The sequence below is a fragment of the Anaerolentibacter hominis genome, from assembly GCF_032380675.1.
Classification (GTDB): domain Bacteria; phylum Bacillota; class Clostridia; order Lachnospirales; family Lachnospiraceae; genus Anaerolentibacter; species Anaerolentibacter hominis.
On the sequence record NZ_JAWDIX010000001.1, the window covers coordinates 524,633 to 541,603 of the forward strand.

The following is a 16,971-nucleotide window of genomic DNA, read 5'->3' on the forward strand; positions in this document are numbered from 1 at the left end:
GAAAATGAAGACAGGAAGATTCGGGCCTTATGGTGGGCAGTATGTGCCGGAAACATTGATGAATGCGGTTCTGGAGGTAGACCGGGCTTATGAACACTATAAAAACGATCCGGAATTTGTAAAGGAACTGGATGATCTTCTGAAAAATTATGCCGGACGGCCGTCGCTTCTTTATTATGCGGAGAAGATGACAATGGATCTGGGCGGCGCAAAAATATATCTGAAGCGGGAAGATTTAAACCATACGGGCTCCCATAAAATTAACAATGTGCTGGGACAGGTGCTTTTGGCAAAGAAGATGGGCAAGACCAGAGTGATTGCTGAGACAGGGGCAGGCCAGCATGGTGTGGCGACGGCAACTGCCGCGGCCCTGATGGGCATGGAATGTGAGATATTTATGGGGAAAGAGGACACGGACCGGCAGGCCTTAAATGTGTTCCGCATGGAACTTTTGGGTGCGAAGGTGCATGCCGTAACCAGCGGGACGCAGACGCTTAAGGATGCGGTAAATGAGACGATGCGGGAGTGGGCGACACGTATGGATGATACCCACTATGTGCTGGGATCTGTCATGGGGCCCCATCCGTTTCCCATGATTGTGCGGGATTTCCAGAAGATAATCGGGAAAGAAATTAAGGAACAATTAATGGAGAAAGAGGGCAGACTTCCGGATGCCGTCATTGCCTGCGTGGGAGGCGGCAGCAATGCCATGGGAGCGTTCTATGAATTTATCCCGGACCAGTCGGTGAAGCTGATTGGCTGTGAGGCTGCGGGCCTCGGTGTGGATAATCCGAAAAACGCGGCGACGGTAGCCAACGGCACAGTTGGGGTCTTTCACGGTATGAAATCTTATTTCTGCCAGGATGAGTACGGACAGATCGCTCCGGTGTATTCTATTTCCGCTGGACTTGATTATCCGGGAATCGGGCCGGAGCATGCCATGCTGGCGGATGAAAAGAGAGCCGTCTATGTCCCGGTTACAGATGGGGAGGCAGTGGAAGCTTTTGAATATCTGTCCCGGACCGAAGGGATTATTCCGGCTATTGAAAGCGCCCATGCGGTAGCCTATGCCAGGAAACTGGCTCCGACGATGGATAAGGATCAGATCATTGTAATCAATATTTCCGGCCGGGGTGATAAGGATGTGGCCGCGATTGCCAGATACAGAGGGGTGGACATCTATGAGTAGGATAAAAGAAGCATTTCAGAATGGAAAAGCCTTTATTGGATTCATCACAGGGGGAGACCCTGACCTTGAGACGACGGAAAACCTGATTGTGGGGATGGCAGAGGCCGGAGCCGATCTGATTGAAATCGGGATACCTTTTTCCGATCCGATCGCGGAGGGCATTGTGATTCAGGAGGCAAATATACGTGCCCTTGGCAATGGGACCACGACGGATAAACTGTTTGACATGCTGGTACGGGTACGGAATAAGGTTACGGTGCCGCTTGTGTTTATGACATACTTAAACCCCATTTATACGTATGGAAAAGAGCGGTTTATGAAGCGCTGCCAGGAATGCGGCATGGACGGCGTTATCGTGCCTGATCTGCCTTTTGAGGAGAAGGAGGAGATTGGCGGTGTATGTGCCCATTATGGTGTTGACCTGATCTCTCTGATCGCTCCTACATCCCGTGACCGGATTTCAATGATTGCGAAGGAAGCAGAAGGATTCTTGTACTGCGTTTCCTCCCTGGGTGTTACCGGTGTGCGCAGTGAGATAAAGACCGACATCGGCGAGATGGTACAGATTGCAAAAGCAGCGGGAACGATTCCCTGCGCGGTAGGATTTGGCATCGCGTCTCCGGAACAGGCGGCTAAGATGGCAGCGGTTGCAGATGGAGTGATCGTGGGAAGTGCTATTGTGAAAATAGTCGGTGAATATGGGAAAGACAGCGTGGAACCGGTGAAAGAATATGTTAGAAAAATGAAACAGGCTATTGTATAAGCGTCGGGAGCATGTTTATGAGGAAAATATCGCTTATGATGATTTTTACCTTACTCCTTATCCTGACTGCCTGCAGTAAAGCGGAAAAGCCATCTGAAGAACAGAGTCTTGACGAGACGCGTTTGTACCAGTTTCAGACAAAGCTGAACCAGATGGCCGCTTCCTATGAGAAGGAGCATCCTCTGGATGTATCATGGCCTACGGTATACATGGCAGACGAATACGAGTATCCATGCTTTTTTGAATATGAATATGCCTATGGAATTATCAGTAAAAATATAGCATTTCAGAAAGTTGCATGGGACACAGGGCTCGCATGCTATGTACTGCCGGTCTATGGTCTGGATGAGGAGAAGGAACGCTTCATTACCTCGGAGCTGCTACAAGACGATCTGTTTCGCTCCGGCGATTTCCGGCTGACTGATACGGATGGAGAATTTGATGTGGCGGCGGGCACTTATCTACGGGACCCGCTTCCAGACGCTTTTCTAGAATTTTATGATAAACTGAGAGCATATGAGGCGGAGTATCCCGGTGCCGTTCAGCTGTCTTGGAACGTCCTGCAGATCCGAACGAACAGGTTTGACATGGAACGTGAAATTCAGATGGCGCTGATTTGTGAGCGCGGGCAATACAGGTATCATATTTCTATATTATCAGTGCAGGGTAGGCAGTGGCTTGAGAAGAACTTTTTTCCGGAAGGACTGCCGGAGTATTTCTATATCATGGAGGAGGGCGTCATCACTCCGATGAATGAGCTGATCCCGGACAGGCTCCAGCCGGCAGATCAGAATTCGACCGGAATTAACATACCCGCACTGAAACAAAAATTACAGCCGGAACCTACATCAGATTCTTTTTCCGTTCGGGATGAGAGGATTACCTTTTGCTGTCACAATGATACGGGCCGGGAAGTGTATTATGACGATGAGATGGGATTTGAATTCTTTTATAAAGGAAGATGGTATTCTGTCCCCAAGCTGTACAGCAATATAACCTATGAGAGATTTGCCGTCTTTACTCATATACCTTTTCCAGCCGATACGAGCAGGGCGTTTGCATTAAATCTTAGTGGCTATGCGCCTCTGGTTCCCGGCCGCTACCGTGTTATCCAGAGGTACTATATTCAGACAGACGATCCGGAAAAATATCAGGAAAAGGCATTAGAAGTAATAATAAGATAAGGCTATTAGCAAACCCCAGTGGTATAACGTGATAGCGTTAAAGGGTATAATAGAAGAACCGAATAGGACAGAAAAATCAGTCTTTAGCCTTGCAGCTGAAGACTGATTTTATTGTTGGCCAAGGGCCTGTTTTCATTGAGGAGTTTTTTGCGATATGAAAAACAAAACTTCGAAAACAAATAAACCACTTGCTATGCAGGTGAGTCAGCATCGCTTCAGCTTACAGAAAAACCTCCTGTGATAAATACATGCAGGTTCGCCAACCGCATGAAACAATCAAAGGAGGTTGTCACATGGACAAGAATAGTTTATCACACACGAAATGGAATTGTAAGTACCACCTGGTTTTTGCACCGAGATTCAGAAGAAAAATAATATATGGACAGTTGAAACAGGATATAGCAAATATACTGAGTATATTGTGCAAAAGAAAAGGCGCGCACATAGTAGAAGCAGAAATGTGTAACGATCATGCGCATATGCAGATCGAAATACCACCAAGTATAAGCGTATCAAGTTTTGTAGGACAAAATTATCCACGGGAACCTTGTGCATTTCCATGCTTCTCCACGGTTCCCAATCTACAATAGCATGCCGCAGGGGCATAAAGTCAAGAGAACGTATCTCCTTTCGGATGCGGTCTACCTGGTTTTAGTGGTATCGGGAACTTTCAAATCAAAGGAAATATAGGAATAGATGTTTCGGATATCATCCAAGTCTTCGGGAGAGTAGATGACTTTGTAAGAGTCGTTCATATGCCAAACTCCCTCGCCAGTTCTGCGTCAACCTCGTCTGCCGTATAGGATTTGCCGGATTTTAGGGATTCCATTCCTTTTTTGAGTTCGGCGTCTATTTCTGTACGGCTCATATTGCCGATTGCAGTTGGCTTCGCGGACGGAAGATGAAGGTCAAGAGGCAGTCCCCTTGTGAGGACAATCTGACTGTAAAGCATTTGAATTGCACTGGATGGGGAAATGCCAAGCTGGTTTAGTATAGTTGCAGCATTTTCTTTTAAATCCGTATCAATGCACGCATATACCGCAGTTGTATTTGCCATTTGTATCACACTCCTTTTTCTTTGGTATACCCACCTTTAAAGATAAATGCAAGCGTTTGCAAGCAAATGGAAAAATGAAATCATAGAGACAGAAAATGATACAACATCAAATTTACAGATCGGATTCCTTATCAGACTCTTTTACCTCATCGTCCAGCACATTCATCCGGTAACCGATACCGATATGGGTCTGGATATACTGAGGGTGGGAAGGGTCTTTCTCTATTTTTTTCCGGAGAGTCACGATAAATACCCGGAGAGAAGGTGTGTCCCCGGGCAGGGCATTTCCCCAGATTTCTTTTAAAATATAGCTTTGGGGGAGCACCTTTCCGGCATGCTTTGCCAGAAGGCAGAGCAGCCGGTACTCGATTGGGGTCAGATGCACTTCCCGGCCATCTATAAAGACGGCTCCGGCAGAGTAATCTATCTTTAAACCGCCGTTTTGGAACGTTCCGGAAAAGATCTGATCCGACTCCTGGGGAGCCACTGTACGGCGCAGTGCGGCCCGGACTCTTGCCAGCAGTTCTTCGATACTGAATGGTTTTACCAGATAGTCGTCGGCCCCCGCGTCCAGAGCGGCAACTTTATCCGGAATCTCGCCGTTATTGCTCACCACCATAATCGGGATCTGAGACCAGATGCGCACCTTCCGGATGATCTCCAGTCCGTCCATGTCCGAGAGGTCCAGATCTATCAGAATAAGATCCGGCTGCTGTGTGACCGCTTCCAGCATCCCGGTTTTGCCCGTGGAGGCGGTATGATAGGGGAAACCCTGCAGATCAAGAGCGGCTGCAAGCAGGTTTCTCACCGATTTGTCTTTGTCAATTATCAATATCAGAGGCTTGTTCATTTTCTGTACCCATAACTGTCTTTTGCGTAGTATTCACGTTTCATCTGATACATAGAGCGGTCTGAGCGCTGATAGGTATCATGCAGGGTCTGATCTGTATCGGGATCGAAAAAGGCAAAGCCATAGGACACGGATAGGGAAAAAGGATAAATGTTCCTGTCGTTCATATGCTGGATCGACTCTGTGATCTGACGGGCAAGGGCATTGACTTCCCGTTCGCCGTCTGCTTCACCCAGAAGCAGAAATTCATCCCCGCCCATCCGATACACAATGAAGCGTTTGCCGGCTGCCTCTTCCAGAACAGAGGCGGCAGCTTTGATGTACTGGTCTCCGTTATCATGTCCAAATGTATCATTTACCTGTTTCAAACCATTTAAATCCACCGATAGAATCATCGTGTTTTTCGTCTGTCTTCCCGATCGGATACTGTTATTGATATCTATCTCAAATGCATTTCTGTTCTTGCATCTCGTGAGATAGTCTGTGTTAGCTATGTCCTTATAAAAGGGATTGGAAATACGCCGGAACATCAGAACGGAAATAACAACCGCCACAAATACAACCAGAATACTGCTGCACAGGGTGCCGGCCCGCAGAGTGCGGTATGTTTTATACTGATGGGAGGCGTCCACCTCTATACCAAGAGCACCGATGACATTGCCGCTGTTTCCATGTATGGGATAGTAAACGATGAAAATATCGCCCCAGGAAGTGTGCAGGATGTCATTCGGCAGTACCGTATGGCCGTTCATGGCCTGATTTAAATCATCCCGGATTTCTTCCTCTATGGGATCGCCGGGTTTTCTGAAATCATCCGCAGCCTCATCCAGACCATCGACGACATATATCAGCTGATTGTCTCCGGTCCGGGTGGCGGTGTAGAGATATTTTACACCGGTAATATCACGGACTTGTTCAAGCAGAGTCTTAAGCTGGGAATAGGAAGCGGTCTCCATATCCTTTTCATTTGCAATCGAAGTAAATGTTTCTTCTGTCACACTGGATTCTACATACTGATAGATCGAGTTCACCTGCTTTTTCAGAGAATCAAGCATATCGTGATAGGTCAGATTGTAGTTAAACAGGTAAATAACCAGTATTGTGGCAATGCAGAGCAGTGAAACGAAGATAGAAACCTGGAAATCTACTCTTTGGAATTTTTTCTTTTTTATGCGTTGCGCCATCTTATTTTTCCTGTGTACATTGTTTTACACCCTTCCGACCCGGAGCAGTACAAGTTCCGGTATAGCAGAAAAATGCTGCAGCCCTTCCTGTTTCCTCCGCCTCGGCGGATTGTATTGTGAGTCCAGTATAACATAGGGGTTACGGTAAAGGAAGAGTACAGGGCCGAATAAAACCAGAGAAAACGCATATAGTAGGGAATAAATCGGCCGGGGATGGCATGAAATGAAAGCAAGGCGACCTTTCTGTATGGTGATTCTCTTTATAGCGGCGGCTCTGACTGTGAGCATGCTGTCTCTTCTGGACTTTTATCATCTTTTGCCGGAGCGCACCTACCGGGCGGAGGATTTCGGGATTGAGACGATCCGATCTCCTTATGATCACGACGGAGACGGCGTAGATGACTGGACAGACCTGATGCTTGGAGCCAGAGCATATGTGGAGACAAAGCCGGTATACAAAAGTGCATATTATATTGGAGGATATCCGCCGGAGGGGGAAGGCGTCTGTACCGATGTAATCTGGAAAGCTTTTGAAGCGGCAGGTTACGATCTGAAAGCGATGGTGGATCAGGATATCAGAGAACACGGCGCGCTGTATTTTGGCGGTGGAGGGGAACCAGATCCCCACATTGATTTTCGCAGAGTAAAGAATCTGAAACTCTTTCTTGAAAGATATGCACTATCTCTTGCCACTGACCCGGACCAGATCAAAGAATGGCAGCCGGGAGATATTGTTGTCTACGGCATCAGCCATATTGCTGTTGTCTCTGACAAAAGAGACAGGAACGGCTACCCGTATATTATTCACCATGGGGGAAGGCCCAATCGGGAAGAGGCAGCACTAATGCTCCATGCCATATCCGGGCACTACCGGATTGATGGGAGCAAAATGGAGCCTCTTCTGAACTGTCGAACAATGCTGAACGGACAGAGGTACAAAATTTATATCATTGCATTTCAACAAGAAAAGATGAATTTGAAATAGTATAAAGACAAGGATGCTATAATCGGGGTAGATCAACATACAAAAGGATGGAGGCAGTCGTAGCCCTTGCGGTGGTTATTACGAGTAAAGATTATAGAGAATATACCCGGCCGTGAAAATCCGGAATTATAAATACCGGCACATAATGCAGAATGGTTGTCAGGCACAGCAATTCATTCTGCAGAGTCAGGAGATATGCAGGAAAGAAAAATATGACAGAGACACATTCCCGCGCCGGCCGGACGCTGTAGCGGCATCTTCCGTTTGGCACGAATATGGTCTGACAGTGGGCTTCGGTCATGCAGGAACAGAGTTTCCTATATGATAAAACGTCCGCCGAAGCGAACGTTTTGTTAGTCAATATCCTGGCTGTTAATCCAATCGATATAGGATAATAAAAGTGACAATTTCTTAGGCGAAAGTGATCTTGCCTTGTCAGCAAGAAGTTTAATCGGATCAGATTCTTCCGGGTCCTGAGCACCGAGCAGCAGATAGTTTGGCGTAATATCTAAAGCTTCACAGATGCGCATCATAACATCAATACTTGGTATACTTCTGGCAGTTTCGATACTGGATAAATACTTGTCGGAAAGACCAGCCTTTTCATTTACTTCGTATTGTTTAAAACCGAGTTCTTTTCTCCTTTTGGCAATTCTTCTGCCAAATTCTACATAATCTACAAACATATTCCACCACTCCTTTCCCATAGTTTAGTGTATAATTTTAGATATAAAAACAATATACAAGACGAAAGTTGATTTATAATACGAAAAATAGTAAACTATTTTTGCGGACTGCTGTAGAAAAATTATAACCGTGAAAGCGCGCAGTCCGTCTCTCGGTGACCAAATCAGAATATTAGAAAAGGAGAGATGAGATGGAAAGAAATCCATTACAGAAGCGTTGTCTGGACTGTCTGAACGAATGGAGCCGGCAAGGCAGTACCATACCTTTTGAATGTATATATGAAGATATGCCATGCTTTTTACTCAGGGCAGATAACCCTGAAAGACTGAGGGAATTATATAAACAATATGGTGAGACCGGTGTGCCTTATGAAAAAGAAATGCTTGATAAAGACCTGGAAGCCTTCATCAAGCAAGAGAGTAAACATACAGATATGAATGATAAATCATGAACCAATCTATTTCAAAATATTCACATCTTTTAAAAGGGCCCCAAGCCAACGAAATGAGCACCAAGCAGCAGAAGAGAAGTGACAAGCAGTATAACGGCCTGCAGCTTCCACGTAAATTTAGCCCATTTTCCATATGAAATACCCGCAAGCCCCAGACAAATCAACAGTACAGGGTTGGTCGGGAAGAATACATTGCTGAAACCATCTCCAAAACAAAATGACAGAACCGCTGTCTGTCTTGTAACCCCTACCAGATCCGCGAGAGGAGTCAGGATCGGCAGCAGAAGGAATGCCTTAGCTGAACCGGATGCGATGAAAAAGTTCAGGATTAGGACAAAAAGATACATGATGATAACACAAAGCCCGCTTCCGGCACTTGCCGCTATTTCAGAAGCATAATATAAAATAGTATCCAGAATCTGTCCCTCGCTGATGATCAGTTTAATACTGGAGGCCATGAGTATCATCAGGATGGCCGGCAGCATTCCCACGATTCCGGAAAAATAATCCTTCACCAGTGAACCTGCCCCTCCTGCTTTTTTAGAAGCCAGAAATGCTCCTGCAGTCAGCGGCAGAACCATAAGTAACAAAGAGTAATCGGACACGGCAGGCACCGCAAGCCCCAGCAGAACGATTAATAGCATACAGACCAGGGAGCCCAGAAAAATTTTCATGGCCGTATCCATACTGTGAGACTGATGCGGAGCAAAGTCCATATTGGCTGTTCTGGCGGTATCCTCTGTCTTTTTCGCATGACCGACCAGAAATGCTGTTAATATTCCATATACAATCAGAAAGCCCAGAATCCGGTATAAAATTCCGGAATAAAGCGGCAGACCTGCAATTCCCTGTGCCACACCCAGTGTGAATGGATTGCAGACAGCGGTCGCAAATCCGAAACCGGCGGCCAGCAGACTCATACCGAGTCCGGTCAGCTCGTCCCAGCCCATGGCCAGAGCCAGAGCAATAGTAAATGGCACGAGAGTAGTGCACTCTTCAAATGCTCCGATCACCGCGCCGAATATCATAAATACCAGGGTAACCAGACGCAGAACCCGGTATTTGTTATTCCGGTATTTTAAAGCGGTGCGGGCCACCGTGTAGGAAGTGACACCCCGCTTATTCAACAGGCCGATGGCGCCGCTGATCAGGACAAGAAATATGATGATTCCGATAATTGTCATGGAATCTTCGCTGAACAGGACCGCCGCCGGAGCAAGGAATACCCGGAAGAAATTCATGGGTGAGGCATCATTATCCAACTTATAGGAATCCGGGACAACCAGCTCCCTGCCGTCATTTACAGTCCGCTCAAAATGCCCCTGGGGTACAACCTGTGTCAGGATACCTGCAAACAGCATTAATGCCAGAAGCACAGCGACCGACGTAATAAAAGTCTTTTTGGATATTTTTAATGATTCCTGATTCATAGTAACCTCTCATAATTATGTATTAAGATTAGGATGTAGAACAGCACTTTGCACGGACACTGTATAAACGGTGCTTATAAAATTTCCATGCATCATAAAACCTATGTTAAATTATAGAGTAACCGGGAAAATTTACAAGTCATTTTCAACGATTTGCATTTTTCCTTTTTCCATGCTATACTTTTCTGGTCAAAAGAATATGAATTTTGGGTATCCCAGGCTTATTGCCTGGGATATTGTGTTCTTTCAGATGTTTTTTTGTCTGTTTAATTGTTTATCGTTTGTTTTAATGAGTATGAAACGGGCGAAACTGGAAATAGAGGAAAGGAGGCAAAATGGCGAGAAGATGGAAAAAGGCGGTTTGCCTTTTGATTGGTGTGATTTTACTCACCGGCTGCAGTCCGGTATCTGTACAGCAGAAACAGGAAGAAGGAAATGGTCTTCGTGTGGTAACGACCATATTCCCGCTCTATGATTTTGCCAGAGCGATAGGGAAAGATAAGATAACTATAGAAATGCTGCTGGACCCGGGAGCAGAAAGTCATTCTTATGATCCGACTCCGGGAGATATGCAAAAAATTGAAGAGAGCGATATTTTCATTTATATCGGCGGTGAATCAGAAAGCTGGGTGGAGAATATTCTGGATTCATTTCCGGCGGACAAGACTGTTCTTCGTATGATGGATGCTGTGGACCCGGTTGAAGAGGAAGTCGTGGAGGGGATGCAGGAAGAAAAGCATGGGGCGGAAGAATCGCACCGTGAGGAGGAACATGATCACGAGGAAGAATACGACGAACATATATGGACCTCCCCGGTCAATGCCCGGCTGATGGCGGAGGCGATTCAGAAGAGCTTCTGTGAGGCTGACCCTGCAAACGCGGCATATTACAAGAACAATGGTGAAAACTTTTCGCAGAAATTGGAAGAACTTGACGGGACATTCCGGGAGATTGTGAAAAATGGAAAACGGAATATTATGATTTTTGCGGACCGTTTTCCGTGCCGGTATTTCACAGAGGAGTATGGACTGGAGTACCGGGCGGCCTTTTTAGGATGCAGCGGGGAAAGCGAGCCCAGCGCAGCCACCATAGCCTACCTGATTAACCGGGTGAAGGAAGATCACATTCCGGTTGTATTCCAGATAGAATTCAGCAATGGGAGAGTGGCATCGGTGCTGGCGGAAGAGACGGGGGCCGCTGTAAGGACCTTTCAATCGGTTCACAATATTACAAAACAGCAATTTGAAGCTGGAATAACCTATCTGGATCTCATGGAGCAGAATGCGGTTTATTTAAGGGAGGCATTGGGATAATGGCACTGATAACCTGCGAAAATGCGGCGTTTTTTTATGACGGCCGGCCGGTAGCAAAGGATATTAATTTTGCGGTGGATGAAGGGGACTATCTCTGCATTATCGGGGAAAATGGTTCCGGGAAAAGTACGCTGATCAAGGGGATACTGGGTTTAAAGACGCCGGAGAGCGGCACTATTACGTATGGTGAGGGGCTGAACCGGTCGGAGATCGGTTATCTGCCTCAGCAGACGCAGATTCAGAAGGATTTTCCGGCCTCTGTTTTTGAAGTGGTTTTATCGGGCTGTCTCAATCAGAGCGGTTATCTGCCCTTTTACAGTAAGAAAATGAAGCTGGAAGCGATGCGAAATATGGAGAAGCTGGGAATTGAAAAGATGAAAAAGGACTGCTACATGGAGCTTTCCGGCGGTCAGCAGCAGAGGGTGCTTCTGGCCAGAGCTCTTTGTGCGGCCCGGAGACTGCTTGTCTTAGATGAACCTGTGACCGGACTGGACCCGGTTGTAACCGGAGAATTATATCAACTGATTGTAAAGTTAAACAGGGAGGATAAGATTGCCGTCATCATGGTCAGCCACGATGTGGGCAGCGCGGTGCGCTACGCAAGCCATATCCTTCAGCTTCATGATAAACCGTTGTTTTTCGGCAGGAGAGAGGACTATCTTGCCAGCGATCTGGGAAAGAATTATGTGGGAGGGGTGAAGGTATGACCGAAGTGATCAGAGAATTTCTCTCCTTTCAATTTGTACAGAGGGCCCTGATCGGGGGCGTGCTGGTATCTCTCTGCGCGGCGCTGCTGGGAGTAAACCTGGTGCTGAAACGCTACTCTATGATCGGAGACGGATTATCTCACGTGGGGTTTGGGGCTTTGGCTGTAGCCAGCGCCATGAATCTGGCTCCCCTTGCTCTTGCGGTTCCGGTTGTGGTACTGGCGGCTTTCCTGCTTCTGCGGCTGAGTGAAAACAGCAAAATAAAGGGGGATTCTGCTATCGCCATGATTTCCACCGGAGCTCTGGCTGCGGGGGTTCTGGTCCTGTCCCTGGTATCGGGGATGAACACGGACGTGTACAGCTATCTGTTCGGCAGTATCCTGGCTATGAGCTCCTCCGATGTGAAGATGACCGCGGCACTTTCCATCATCGTCCTGATTCTGTACTTATTTTTCTACAACAAGATATTTGCCGTAACCTTCGATGAAGCATTCGCCAAGGCAACCGGAATCAGGGCCAACTTCTACAATCTGGTATTGGCCTTTCTGACAGCGGTTACCATTGTGCTGGGGATGAGGATGATGGGGACACTGCTGATTTCCAGTCTGACCATCTTCCCGGCGCTGACTTCCATGCGGGTGTGCAAAAACTTCCGCGGGGTGGTGATTCATTCGGCCTGTATATCAATCGTCTGCTTCCTCATCGGGATACTGATATCCTATCTGTATAACACACCAGTGGGAGCCAGTATTGTCGTCACCAATATGGCTGCATTTCTTCTGTACAGCATAGCCGGAAAAATCATGCGAAAAAGATGAAAGTACAAACGTACATTATATATAGAAGAAACAGAGACAGAAACACCAGATTTTTGGCGATTCCTGTCTCTATTTTTTGCTTTCATTCTCTTCTTCTATCTGTGATTGCGAGATCTCGTCAAAGTCATTTCCGATCGGTACGGTCACTTCTACAATATAACTATCGGTTGATTCATGGATAGTCAGGACACCCTGGTAAGATTCAAGCGTTTTTCTAATGTTAATAAGACCAATCCCCTGGTGCTTGGTTTCCTTCTTACGAGATTGTATGGATCTCTTCTTTTTGTCCGGTACTGGAACATAATTATTTTCTATGTGGATCATAAAGAGACTCTTCGAACGAGTGATCTGCAGATCCACATAGCCAGTTCCCTCCGGCAGCTCCGCCGCCGCCTCTGCTGCGTTCTGGAGCAGATTACCCAAAATAATACAGAGATTCACATCGGAAAAAGGAGTCCTGTTCACCCGGATATCATAGTGAAAAGCCACATGATTCTGGAGCATCGTTTCTTTCATAGTGGTCAGCAGAGCAGAGAGCACTGTATTATCCAACAGAACCAGAGTATCAAGTGATCCGGTCATACCATTGATTTCTTTAATATATTTTCTGGCTTCCTCGGTCTTGCCGGAAGCCAGAAAACCTTCCACGACAATCAGATGATTGCGGATATCGTGACGCAGAGAGCGGAGCGCATCGAAACTGATCCGTAAATCTTTGTAGTAATTCTCCTGGACCTTGGACATTTCGAGTTCGCGTTTGATCTCCTGTTCGGATTGAAGGCGTTTAACGGAGCTGGTATAAAGCGTTACGACGATTAGTACGATTAGGATGATACAAACAAAGATTACACCTATAAACTGTTGAAAGGATTCTTTGTTAAAATCTGAGATATCATTATATTTAATTATAAAAAGTAGAAATACAAATGTTACCAGAATAATTAAAAGTATATTTTTAAAATAAGGATCACGCCCCGTTTTTAATTCGGATTTAGACTTATACATTATAACCAACAGATAAAAAATAATATGTGTTAATAAATCTAACAAAATAATAAATAATTTATCATACACTGCTATCTGTAGATATATATCTAAAAATTTAAATAGTAAATATAAAAGTATTGACGGTAATGCTACAATAATTGGTTCTAATACAATATAACAGATATTAAGGAGAAGACTATTTTTATACAAAATAGCTAAATAACAAAATGTTATAATATTGAAGATAATAAGATTAAAATATTTATTTTGAGATATATAAATGAGGATTATGGTTGCTACACAATATATTACAAGAAATAACATATTTACAAATTTGTATATTTTATCAGTAGTACGTAACTTAAATTTAAAACAACAATTATAAATTTCAATAAATAATAAGAAATCTAACATATTTAAAACTAAAGTTGGAAAAAAATATGATTTCATATAATTACCCTTTTATGTAAGTTTAAATTTAATACACACATCGATCATCTCTTTTCTACTAAACAACACTAATTAGTTGTATTTAGACAACTGAAATAGTTATTTTCATAGCGGAGGTGATTATAATGAAAAAAATATCAAAAAGAGAACTTTTTAATGTAAAAGGAACTCAAGGTCCTGGAACTACATGGCTTGAAATTATTTGGCAGTGGCTTTTTGGTTAATGCGAATTCTAGCCAATATTTCTAAATCCTATCTATTCTATAGTATATAGGCGATTTAACTAGAATGGATAGGATATTAGAAATAAGAAATTTTGTGTTTTATTTTTTATTGTATTACAAAGTTTTAGTTTAGAACATACATTTATAGAAAATATTTTATAAGTAAATGTAATCGAGTTTTGAAAATATAATAAACGAAGATTTTTTTGATAATTAATTCTAATTAATAAGGAGTAATTTAAACAGAGGTAATTTAGATAAAGTATTCATATTTAGTTAATATAAGTATAGCAAGCGCAGATATTAGTTAGAAAGTAGAATTGGTGCTGTGAATTGGTATTGTTAAATATTTGCCTAGTAGCACATTTCGTTTATAACTGGGCATCAGTTTCTTGCTGGTGCCCTATTCCCCCAACATCCTGCCGGACTGATTCCTGTTTTAAAGCAAGAACAGTTCGGCGGGATGTCCCACGATACGTGTGATTCTCGTCTTTGCATTATTAGATCCCGTCTGATTTTTTCAATGATAGATTCCAAAAAGTGACAAAATACAACAGAATAGGTACAAAATATAACGGATTGCTTGCGGCCGTATTCTGTATTCATTACAGTTTATATGGCGTAATAAGGTAGGCAAACCATGCCTTACCCCTATTATAAGACAAGAACTGATCTTACTGACACCCTGTCCGAAGGCGGAGAAAAAAAGAATGCCATTTTTTTGATATGCCTGGTTGACCTGGTGTTTTTTTATGTCCGCGGCTGTCGAAATACGTTTACGAATGTATTTTTATGCATAAAAATAATTTTGTTTTGCACTTAATTATCTTGAATAATTCAGACAGACAACCTAAAATGAAAATACTGAAATTTAGAGGGACGGGAAACTGCTATGCAATATCGTATTGCAATTTGTGATGACGTTAATTACTATGTGAACCTGCTGGAAGGTTTTGTGAAGGAGTATGCCGTAGAGACAAATATTCAGGCTGAAACGGCAGCCTTTACGGATGGACAGGAGCTGTTGGAATCCTTTCAAAAGAAAATTTTTGATATTGTACTGCTGGATGTAGAGATGCCGGATATGGATGGAATTGAGTTGGGGAAAGAGATACGGCGGATTAATCCGGACGCCGTTCTTATTTATATTACGGTTCATGAATCTTACTGTCTGGATGCGGCAAACCTGGAAGCTATGTATTATATTGTAAAGCCGATAGACAAGAACAGAATGTTTCGCGTGCTGCGGAATGCAACAACACTGATCCGGGGCAAACAGGCGGAATTGCTGATTCAGAAGCGGTACATTGAGGTGACTGCCAATTATGAGACAGTTGCCCTGGAATTGACCAAAATTGTATATATGCAGAAAGACCAGAATCGGTTATTGATTCATATGCTGAACAAGAAGGTATATGTCTGTTATGATACCGTGAAACATATGATTACTCTTCTGCCAAGAAATTTATTTTTTCAGGTCAGCGGGAGTATGATTGTGAATTTGTACTATGTAAAAGAGATGAGGGCCTATCAGATACGGATTGTCACCAATGTGGAGACGATCACATTTCCCATCAGCCGTATCAGCTATAAACGACTGAAAAATGACTACCTGATCTTTCAGAAACGACTGAGCAGCCATATCTTATAACAACATTTCTTCGTATTATCACAGAAAAGGGGAAAAAACACCGGAAGATTTGTAAAATCCTTTTATTAATGTCGGGAGGATTTTGCGATGCGCTGGAGATATCCCTGTGTCATTCAACATAAAAAATATGACTGCGGTGCGGCCTGCCTTACAACAATTGCAAGAGCGTACGGAATAGATGTAACACTGGACGAGGTATGCCGGTTGGCCGGAACAGATGAAACGGGAACCAATATGCTTGGATTGGCAGAGGCGGCACAAGAACTGGGCTTTGAGGCGCAGGGGGTTCAGGGGGATAAAGAAGCTTTTTTGACAGAAGATTTTGCATTGCCCTGTATTGCCCATATGACGGTAAGGGGAAAGGCGGATCACTATGTGGTGGTTCACCAGATTACAAAAGAATGGATATGGATTGCAGACCCGGCTGCAGGATTAAAGAAAATCAGGCCTGAAAAGTTTTTCGGAGAGAAATTCCCGGGCAAATCGCCCAGATACCGGTGGACAGGGATATTACTGCTCCTGGAGAAAAAGAAAGACCGTCAGGACAGCTTACAGTATGTTGTTTCCTGATTCCGTGCGGAATTTGGCATATTTTCGTTTCATTCTGCATAAAATGAAGAATGAAGGTACATAAAGTAGATTAAAGTGGGTGATGACATGTTATGCGGCTGGCTCTCGCCGGAGGGTGAATTTTTTGAGTGTCCTTCTTACGGACATATACGTCTTGCAGAAGAGATCATAAGAAATCAGCGCAGATTTGCAGAATGCAGCACATCTGCAACGGACGATTTTCTGCTGAAGGATAGATGGATGAAATTATATGAGGACGGATTGATTATGGGAACTCATTTGATCGAACCGGAATGGAGCACCGGCTCTATTGTAACAGACCGGCAGTTTACATGGACACAGGAACATATGGACGAGCTATCGGAACGGCAGTGCCGGCAGCTGGCGATGTACCTGCTTGATTGAGAACAAAGTAAGTGGCTGATTGCGTAAAGGTAATCAGCCGCTTTTTTTGTTCATGGAATAGAAAGC

General features: G+C 44.3%; 17 protein-coding genes and 1 pseudogene. 12 read left to right on the forward strand and 6 right to left on the reverse strand.

Annotated elements, in window-relative coordinates:
• Positions 1–4: 4 nt before the first annotated feature.
• The 4 genes and pseudogenes from trpB to tnpA form a co-directional block, all read left to right on the forward strand.
• Positions 5–1,189 (forward strand): tryptophan synthase subunit beta, encoded by a 1,185-nt coding sequence (trpB, locus tag ABCW47_RS02290; RefSeq protein WP_343208251.1) that lies wholly within the window; start codon positions 5–7, stop codon positions 1,187–1,189.
• Positions 1,182–1,952, forward strand: a complete 771-nt coding sequence (trpA, locus tag ABCW47_RS02295) for a tryptophan synthase subunit alpha (protein ID WP_343208252.1) — start codon at positions 1,182–1,184, stop codon at positions 1,950–1,952. The genes trpB and trpA overlap by 8 nt, the downstream gene beginning before the upstream one ends.
• Positions 1,953–1,969: 17 nt before the next feature.
• A complete protein-coding gene (locus tag ABCW47_RS02300) occupies positions 1,970–3,136 on the forward strand; it encodes an immunoglobulin-like domain-containing protein (protein WP_343208253.1) in 1,167 nt (388 codons plus the stop codon).
• Positions 3,137–3,429: 293 nt separating this feature from the next.
• Positions 3,430–3,663, forward strand: a pseudogene (gene tnpA / locus ABCW47_RS02305) (IS200/IS605 family transposase); the annotation flags it as partial.
• A 224-nt stretch (positions 3,664–3,887) separates the two neighbouring features.
• Here tnpA and ABCW47_RS02310 read toward each other — a convergent pair.
• The 3 genes from ABCW47_RS02310 to ABCW47_RS02320 all read right to left on the reverse strand — a co-directional run bounded on the left by ABCW47_RS02310 (position 3,888) and on the right by ABCW47_RS02320 (position 6,227).
• The gene (locus ABCW47_RS02310; RefSeq protein ID WP_343208254.1) at positions 3,888–4,193 is read right to left on the reverse strand and encodes a type II toxin-antitoxin system RelB/DinJ family antitoxin; all 306 of its coding nucleotides are present in this window, start codon (positions 4,191–4,193) and stop codon (positions 3,888–3,890) included.
• Between the two features lie 112 nt (positions 4,194–4,305).
• The gene (locus tag ABCW47_RS02315) at positions 4,306–5,043 is read right to left on the reverse strand and encodes a response regulator (RefSeq protein ID WP_343208255.1); all 738 of its coding nucleotides are present in this window, start codon (positions 5,041–5,043) and stop codon (positions 4,306–4,308) included.
• Positions 5,040–6,227, reverse strand: coding sequence for a sensor domain-containing diguanylate cyclase (locus ABCW47_RS02320; protein ID WP_343208256.1), 1,188 nt, complete (start codon positions 6,225–6,227; stop codon positions 5,040–5,042). Before ABCW47_RS02320 ends, ABCW47_RS02315 begins: the two co-directional genes overlap by 4 nt.
• Positions 6,228–6,450: 223 nt before the next feature.
• Here ABCW47_RS02320 and ABCW47_RS02325 point away from each other — a divergent pair, with 223 nt between their 5' ends.
• Positions 6,451–7,212 carry a DUF1287 domain-containing protein gene (locus ABCW47_RS02325; protein WP_343208257.1) on the forward strand — a complete coding sequence of 254 codons (762 nt, stop codon included), beginning with the start codon at positions 6,451–6,453 and terminating at the stop codon, positions 7,210–7,212.
• 353 nt (positions 7,213–7,565) lie between these two features.
• Here ABCW47_RS02325 and ABCW47_RS02330 read toward each other — a convergent pair whose 3' ends face one another.
• Positions 7,566–7,898 (reverse strand): helix-turn-helix domain-containing protein, encoded by a 333-nt coding sequence (locus tag ABCW47_RS02330; RefSeq protein ID WP_343208258.1) that lies wholly within the window; start codon positions 7,896–7,898, stop codon positions 7,566–7,568.
• Between the two features lie 191 nt (positions 7,899–8,089).
• Between ABCW47_RS02330 and ABCW47_RS02335 the strand changes: the two genes are divergently transcribed.
• The gene (locus tag ABCW47_RS02335; protein WP_343208259.1) at positions 8,090–8,350 is read left to right on the forward strand and encodes a hypothetical protein; all 261 of its coding nucleotides are present in this window, start codon (positions 8,090–8,092) and stop codon (positions 8,348–8,350) included.
• 29 nt (positions 8,351–8,379) lie between these two features.
• Here the strand turns inward: ABCW47_RS02335 and ABCW47_RS02340 are convergent, their stop codons facing one another.
• Positions 8,380–9,780, reverse strand: coding sequence for a YfcC family protein (locus ABCW47_RS02340; RefSeq protein ID WP_343208260.1), 1,401 nt, complete (start codon positions 9,778–9,780; stop codon positions 8,380–8,382).
• A 335-nt stretch (positions 9,781–10,115) separates the two neighbouring features.
• Between ABCW47_RS02340 and ABCW47_RS02345 the strand changes: the two genes are divergently transcribed.
• From ABCW47_RS02345 to ABCW47_RS02355, 3 genes are read left to right on the forward strand one after another with little or no spacing between them, the layout of a single operon-like run.
• Complete coding sequence (locus tag ABCW47_RS02345) at positions 10,116–11,093, forward strand: metal ABC transporter substrate-binding protein (RefSeq protein ID WP_343208261.1); 978 nt, start codon at positions 10,116–10,118, stop codon at positions 11,091–11,093.
• Entirely contained in the window at positions 11,093–11,800 is a 708-nt protein-coding gene (locus tag ABCW47_RS02350; protein WP_343208262.1) for a metal ABC transporter ATP-binding protein, read from the forward strand. The genes ABCW47_RS02345 and ABCW47_RS02350 overlap by 1 nt, the downstream gene beginning before the upstream one ends.
• Positions 11,797–12,618, forward strand: coding sequence for a metal ABC transporter permease (locus ABCW47_RS02355; RefSeq protein WP_343208263.1), 822 nt, complete (start codon positions 11,797–11,799; stop codon positions 12,616–12,618). Before ABCW47_RS02350 ends, ABCW47_RS02355 begins: the two co-directional genes overlap by 4 nt.
• Before the next feature lie 69 nt (positions 12,619–12,687).
• On the opposite strand, the gene ABCW47_RS02360 is transcribed toward ABCW47_RS02355, so the two are convergent.
• Positions 12,688–13,362, reverse strand: a complete 675-nt coding sequence (locus ABCW47_RS02360; protein WP_343208264.1) for a sensor histidine kinase — start codon at positions 13,360–13,362, stop codon at positions 12,688–12,690.
• A 1,809-nt stretch (positions 13,363–15,171) separates the two neighbouring features.
• On the opposite strand from ABCW47_RS02360, the gene ABCW47_RS02365 reads away from it, so the two are divergent.
• The 3 genes from ABCW47_RS02365 (at position 15,172) to ABCW47_RS02375 (ending at position 16,905) form a co-directional block, all read left to right on the forward strand.
• On the forward strand, positions 15,172–15,930 hold the full coding sequence (locus ABCW47_RS02365; RefSeq protein ID WP_343208265.1) for a LytR/AlgR family response regulator transcription factor: 759 nt from the start codon (positions 15,172–15,174) through the stop codon (positions 15,928–15,930).
• An 87-nt stretch (positions 15,931–16,017) separates the two neighbouring features.
• Positions 16,018–16,500, forward strand: coding sequence for a cysteine peptidase family C39 domain-containing protein (locus ABCW47_RS02370; RefSeq protein ID WP_343208266.1), 483 nt, complete (start codon positions 16,018–16,020; stop codon positions 16,498–16,500).
• A 240-nt stretch (positions 16,501–16,740) separates the two neighbouring features.
• Positions 16,741–16,905 (forward strand): hypothetical protein, encoded by a 165-nt coding sequence (locus ABCW47_RS02375; RefSeq protein ID WP_343208267.1) that lies wholly within the window; start codon positions 16,741–16,743, stop codon positions 16,903–16,905.
• The last annotated feature ends 66 nt before the right edge of the window (positions 16,906–16,971 follow it).

Coding starts and splice junctions, on each gene's coding strand:
- ABCW47_RS02325 (WP_343208257.1), top strand. CDS start 6,451: ATGAAAGCAAGGCGACCTTTCTGTATGGTGATTCTCTTTATAGCGGCG.
- ABCW47_RS02375 (WP_343208267.1), top strand. CDS start 16,741: ATGAAATTATATGAGGACGGATTGATTATGGGAACTCATTTGATCGAA.
- ABCW47_RS02365 (WP_343208265.1), top strand. CDS start 15,172: ATGCAATATCGTATTGCAATTTGTGATGACGTTAATTACTATGTGAAC.
- ABCW47_RS02345 (WP_343208261.1), top strand. CDS start 10,116: ATGGCGAGAAGATGGAAAAAGGCGGTTTGCCTTTTGATTGGTGTGATT.
- ABCW47_RS02315 (WP_343208255.1), bottom strand. CDS start 5,043: ATGAACAAGCCTCTGATATTGATAATTGACAAAGACAAATCGGTGAGA.
- ABCW47_RS02320 (WP_343208256.1), bottom strand. CDS start 6,227: ATGGCGCAACGCATAAAAAAGAAAAAATTCCAAAGAGTAGATTTCCAG.
- ABCW47_RS02335 (WP_343208259.1), top strand. CDS start 8,090: ATGGAAAGAAATCCATTACAGAAGCGTTGTCTGGACTGTCTGAACGAA.
- ABCW47_RS02330 (WP_343208258.1), bottom strand. CDS start 7,898: ATGTTTGTAGATTATGTAGAATTTGGCAGAAGAATTGCCAAAAGGAGA.
- ABCW47_RS02310 (WP_343208254.1), bottom strand. CDS start 4,193: ATGGCAAATACAACTGCGGTATATGCGTGCATTGATACGGATTTAAAA.
- ABCW47_RS02350 (WP_343208262.1), top strand. CDS start 11,093: ATGGCACTGATAACCTGCGAAAATGCGGCGTTTTTTTATGACGGCCGG.
- ABCW47_RS02370 (WP_343208266.1), top strand. CDS start 16,018: ATGCGCTGGAGATATCCCTGTGTCATTCAACATAAAAAATATGACTGC.
- ABCW47_RS02300 (WP_343208253.1), top strand. CDS start 1,970: ATGAGGAAAATATCGCTTATGATGATTTTTACCTTACTCCTTATCCTG.
- ABCW47_RS02340 (WP_343208260.1), bottom strand. CDS start 9,780: ATGAATCAGGAATCATTAAAAATATCCAAAAAGACTTTTATTACGTCG.
- ABCW47_RS02355 (WP_343208263.1), top strand. CDS start 11,797: ATGACCGAAGTGATCAGAGAATTTCTCTCCTTTCAATTTGTACAGAGG.
- ABCW47_RS02360 (WP_343208264.1), bottom strand. CDS start 13,362: ATGTCCAAGGTCCAGGAGAATTACTACAAAGATTTACGGATCAGTTTC.
- trpB (WP_343208251.1), top strand. CDS start 5: ATGAAGACAGGAAGATTCGGGCCTTATGGTGGGCAGTATGTGCCGGAA.
- trpA (WP_343208252.1), top strand. CDS start 1,182: ATGAGTAGGATAAAAGAAGCATTTCAGAATGGAAAAGCCTTTATTGGA.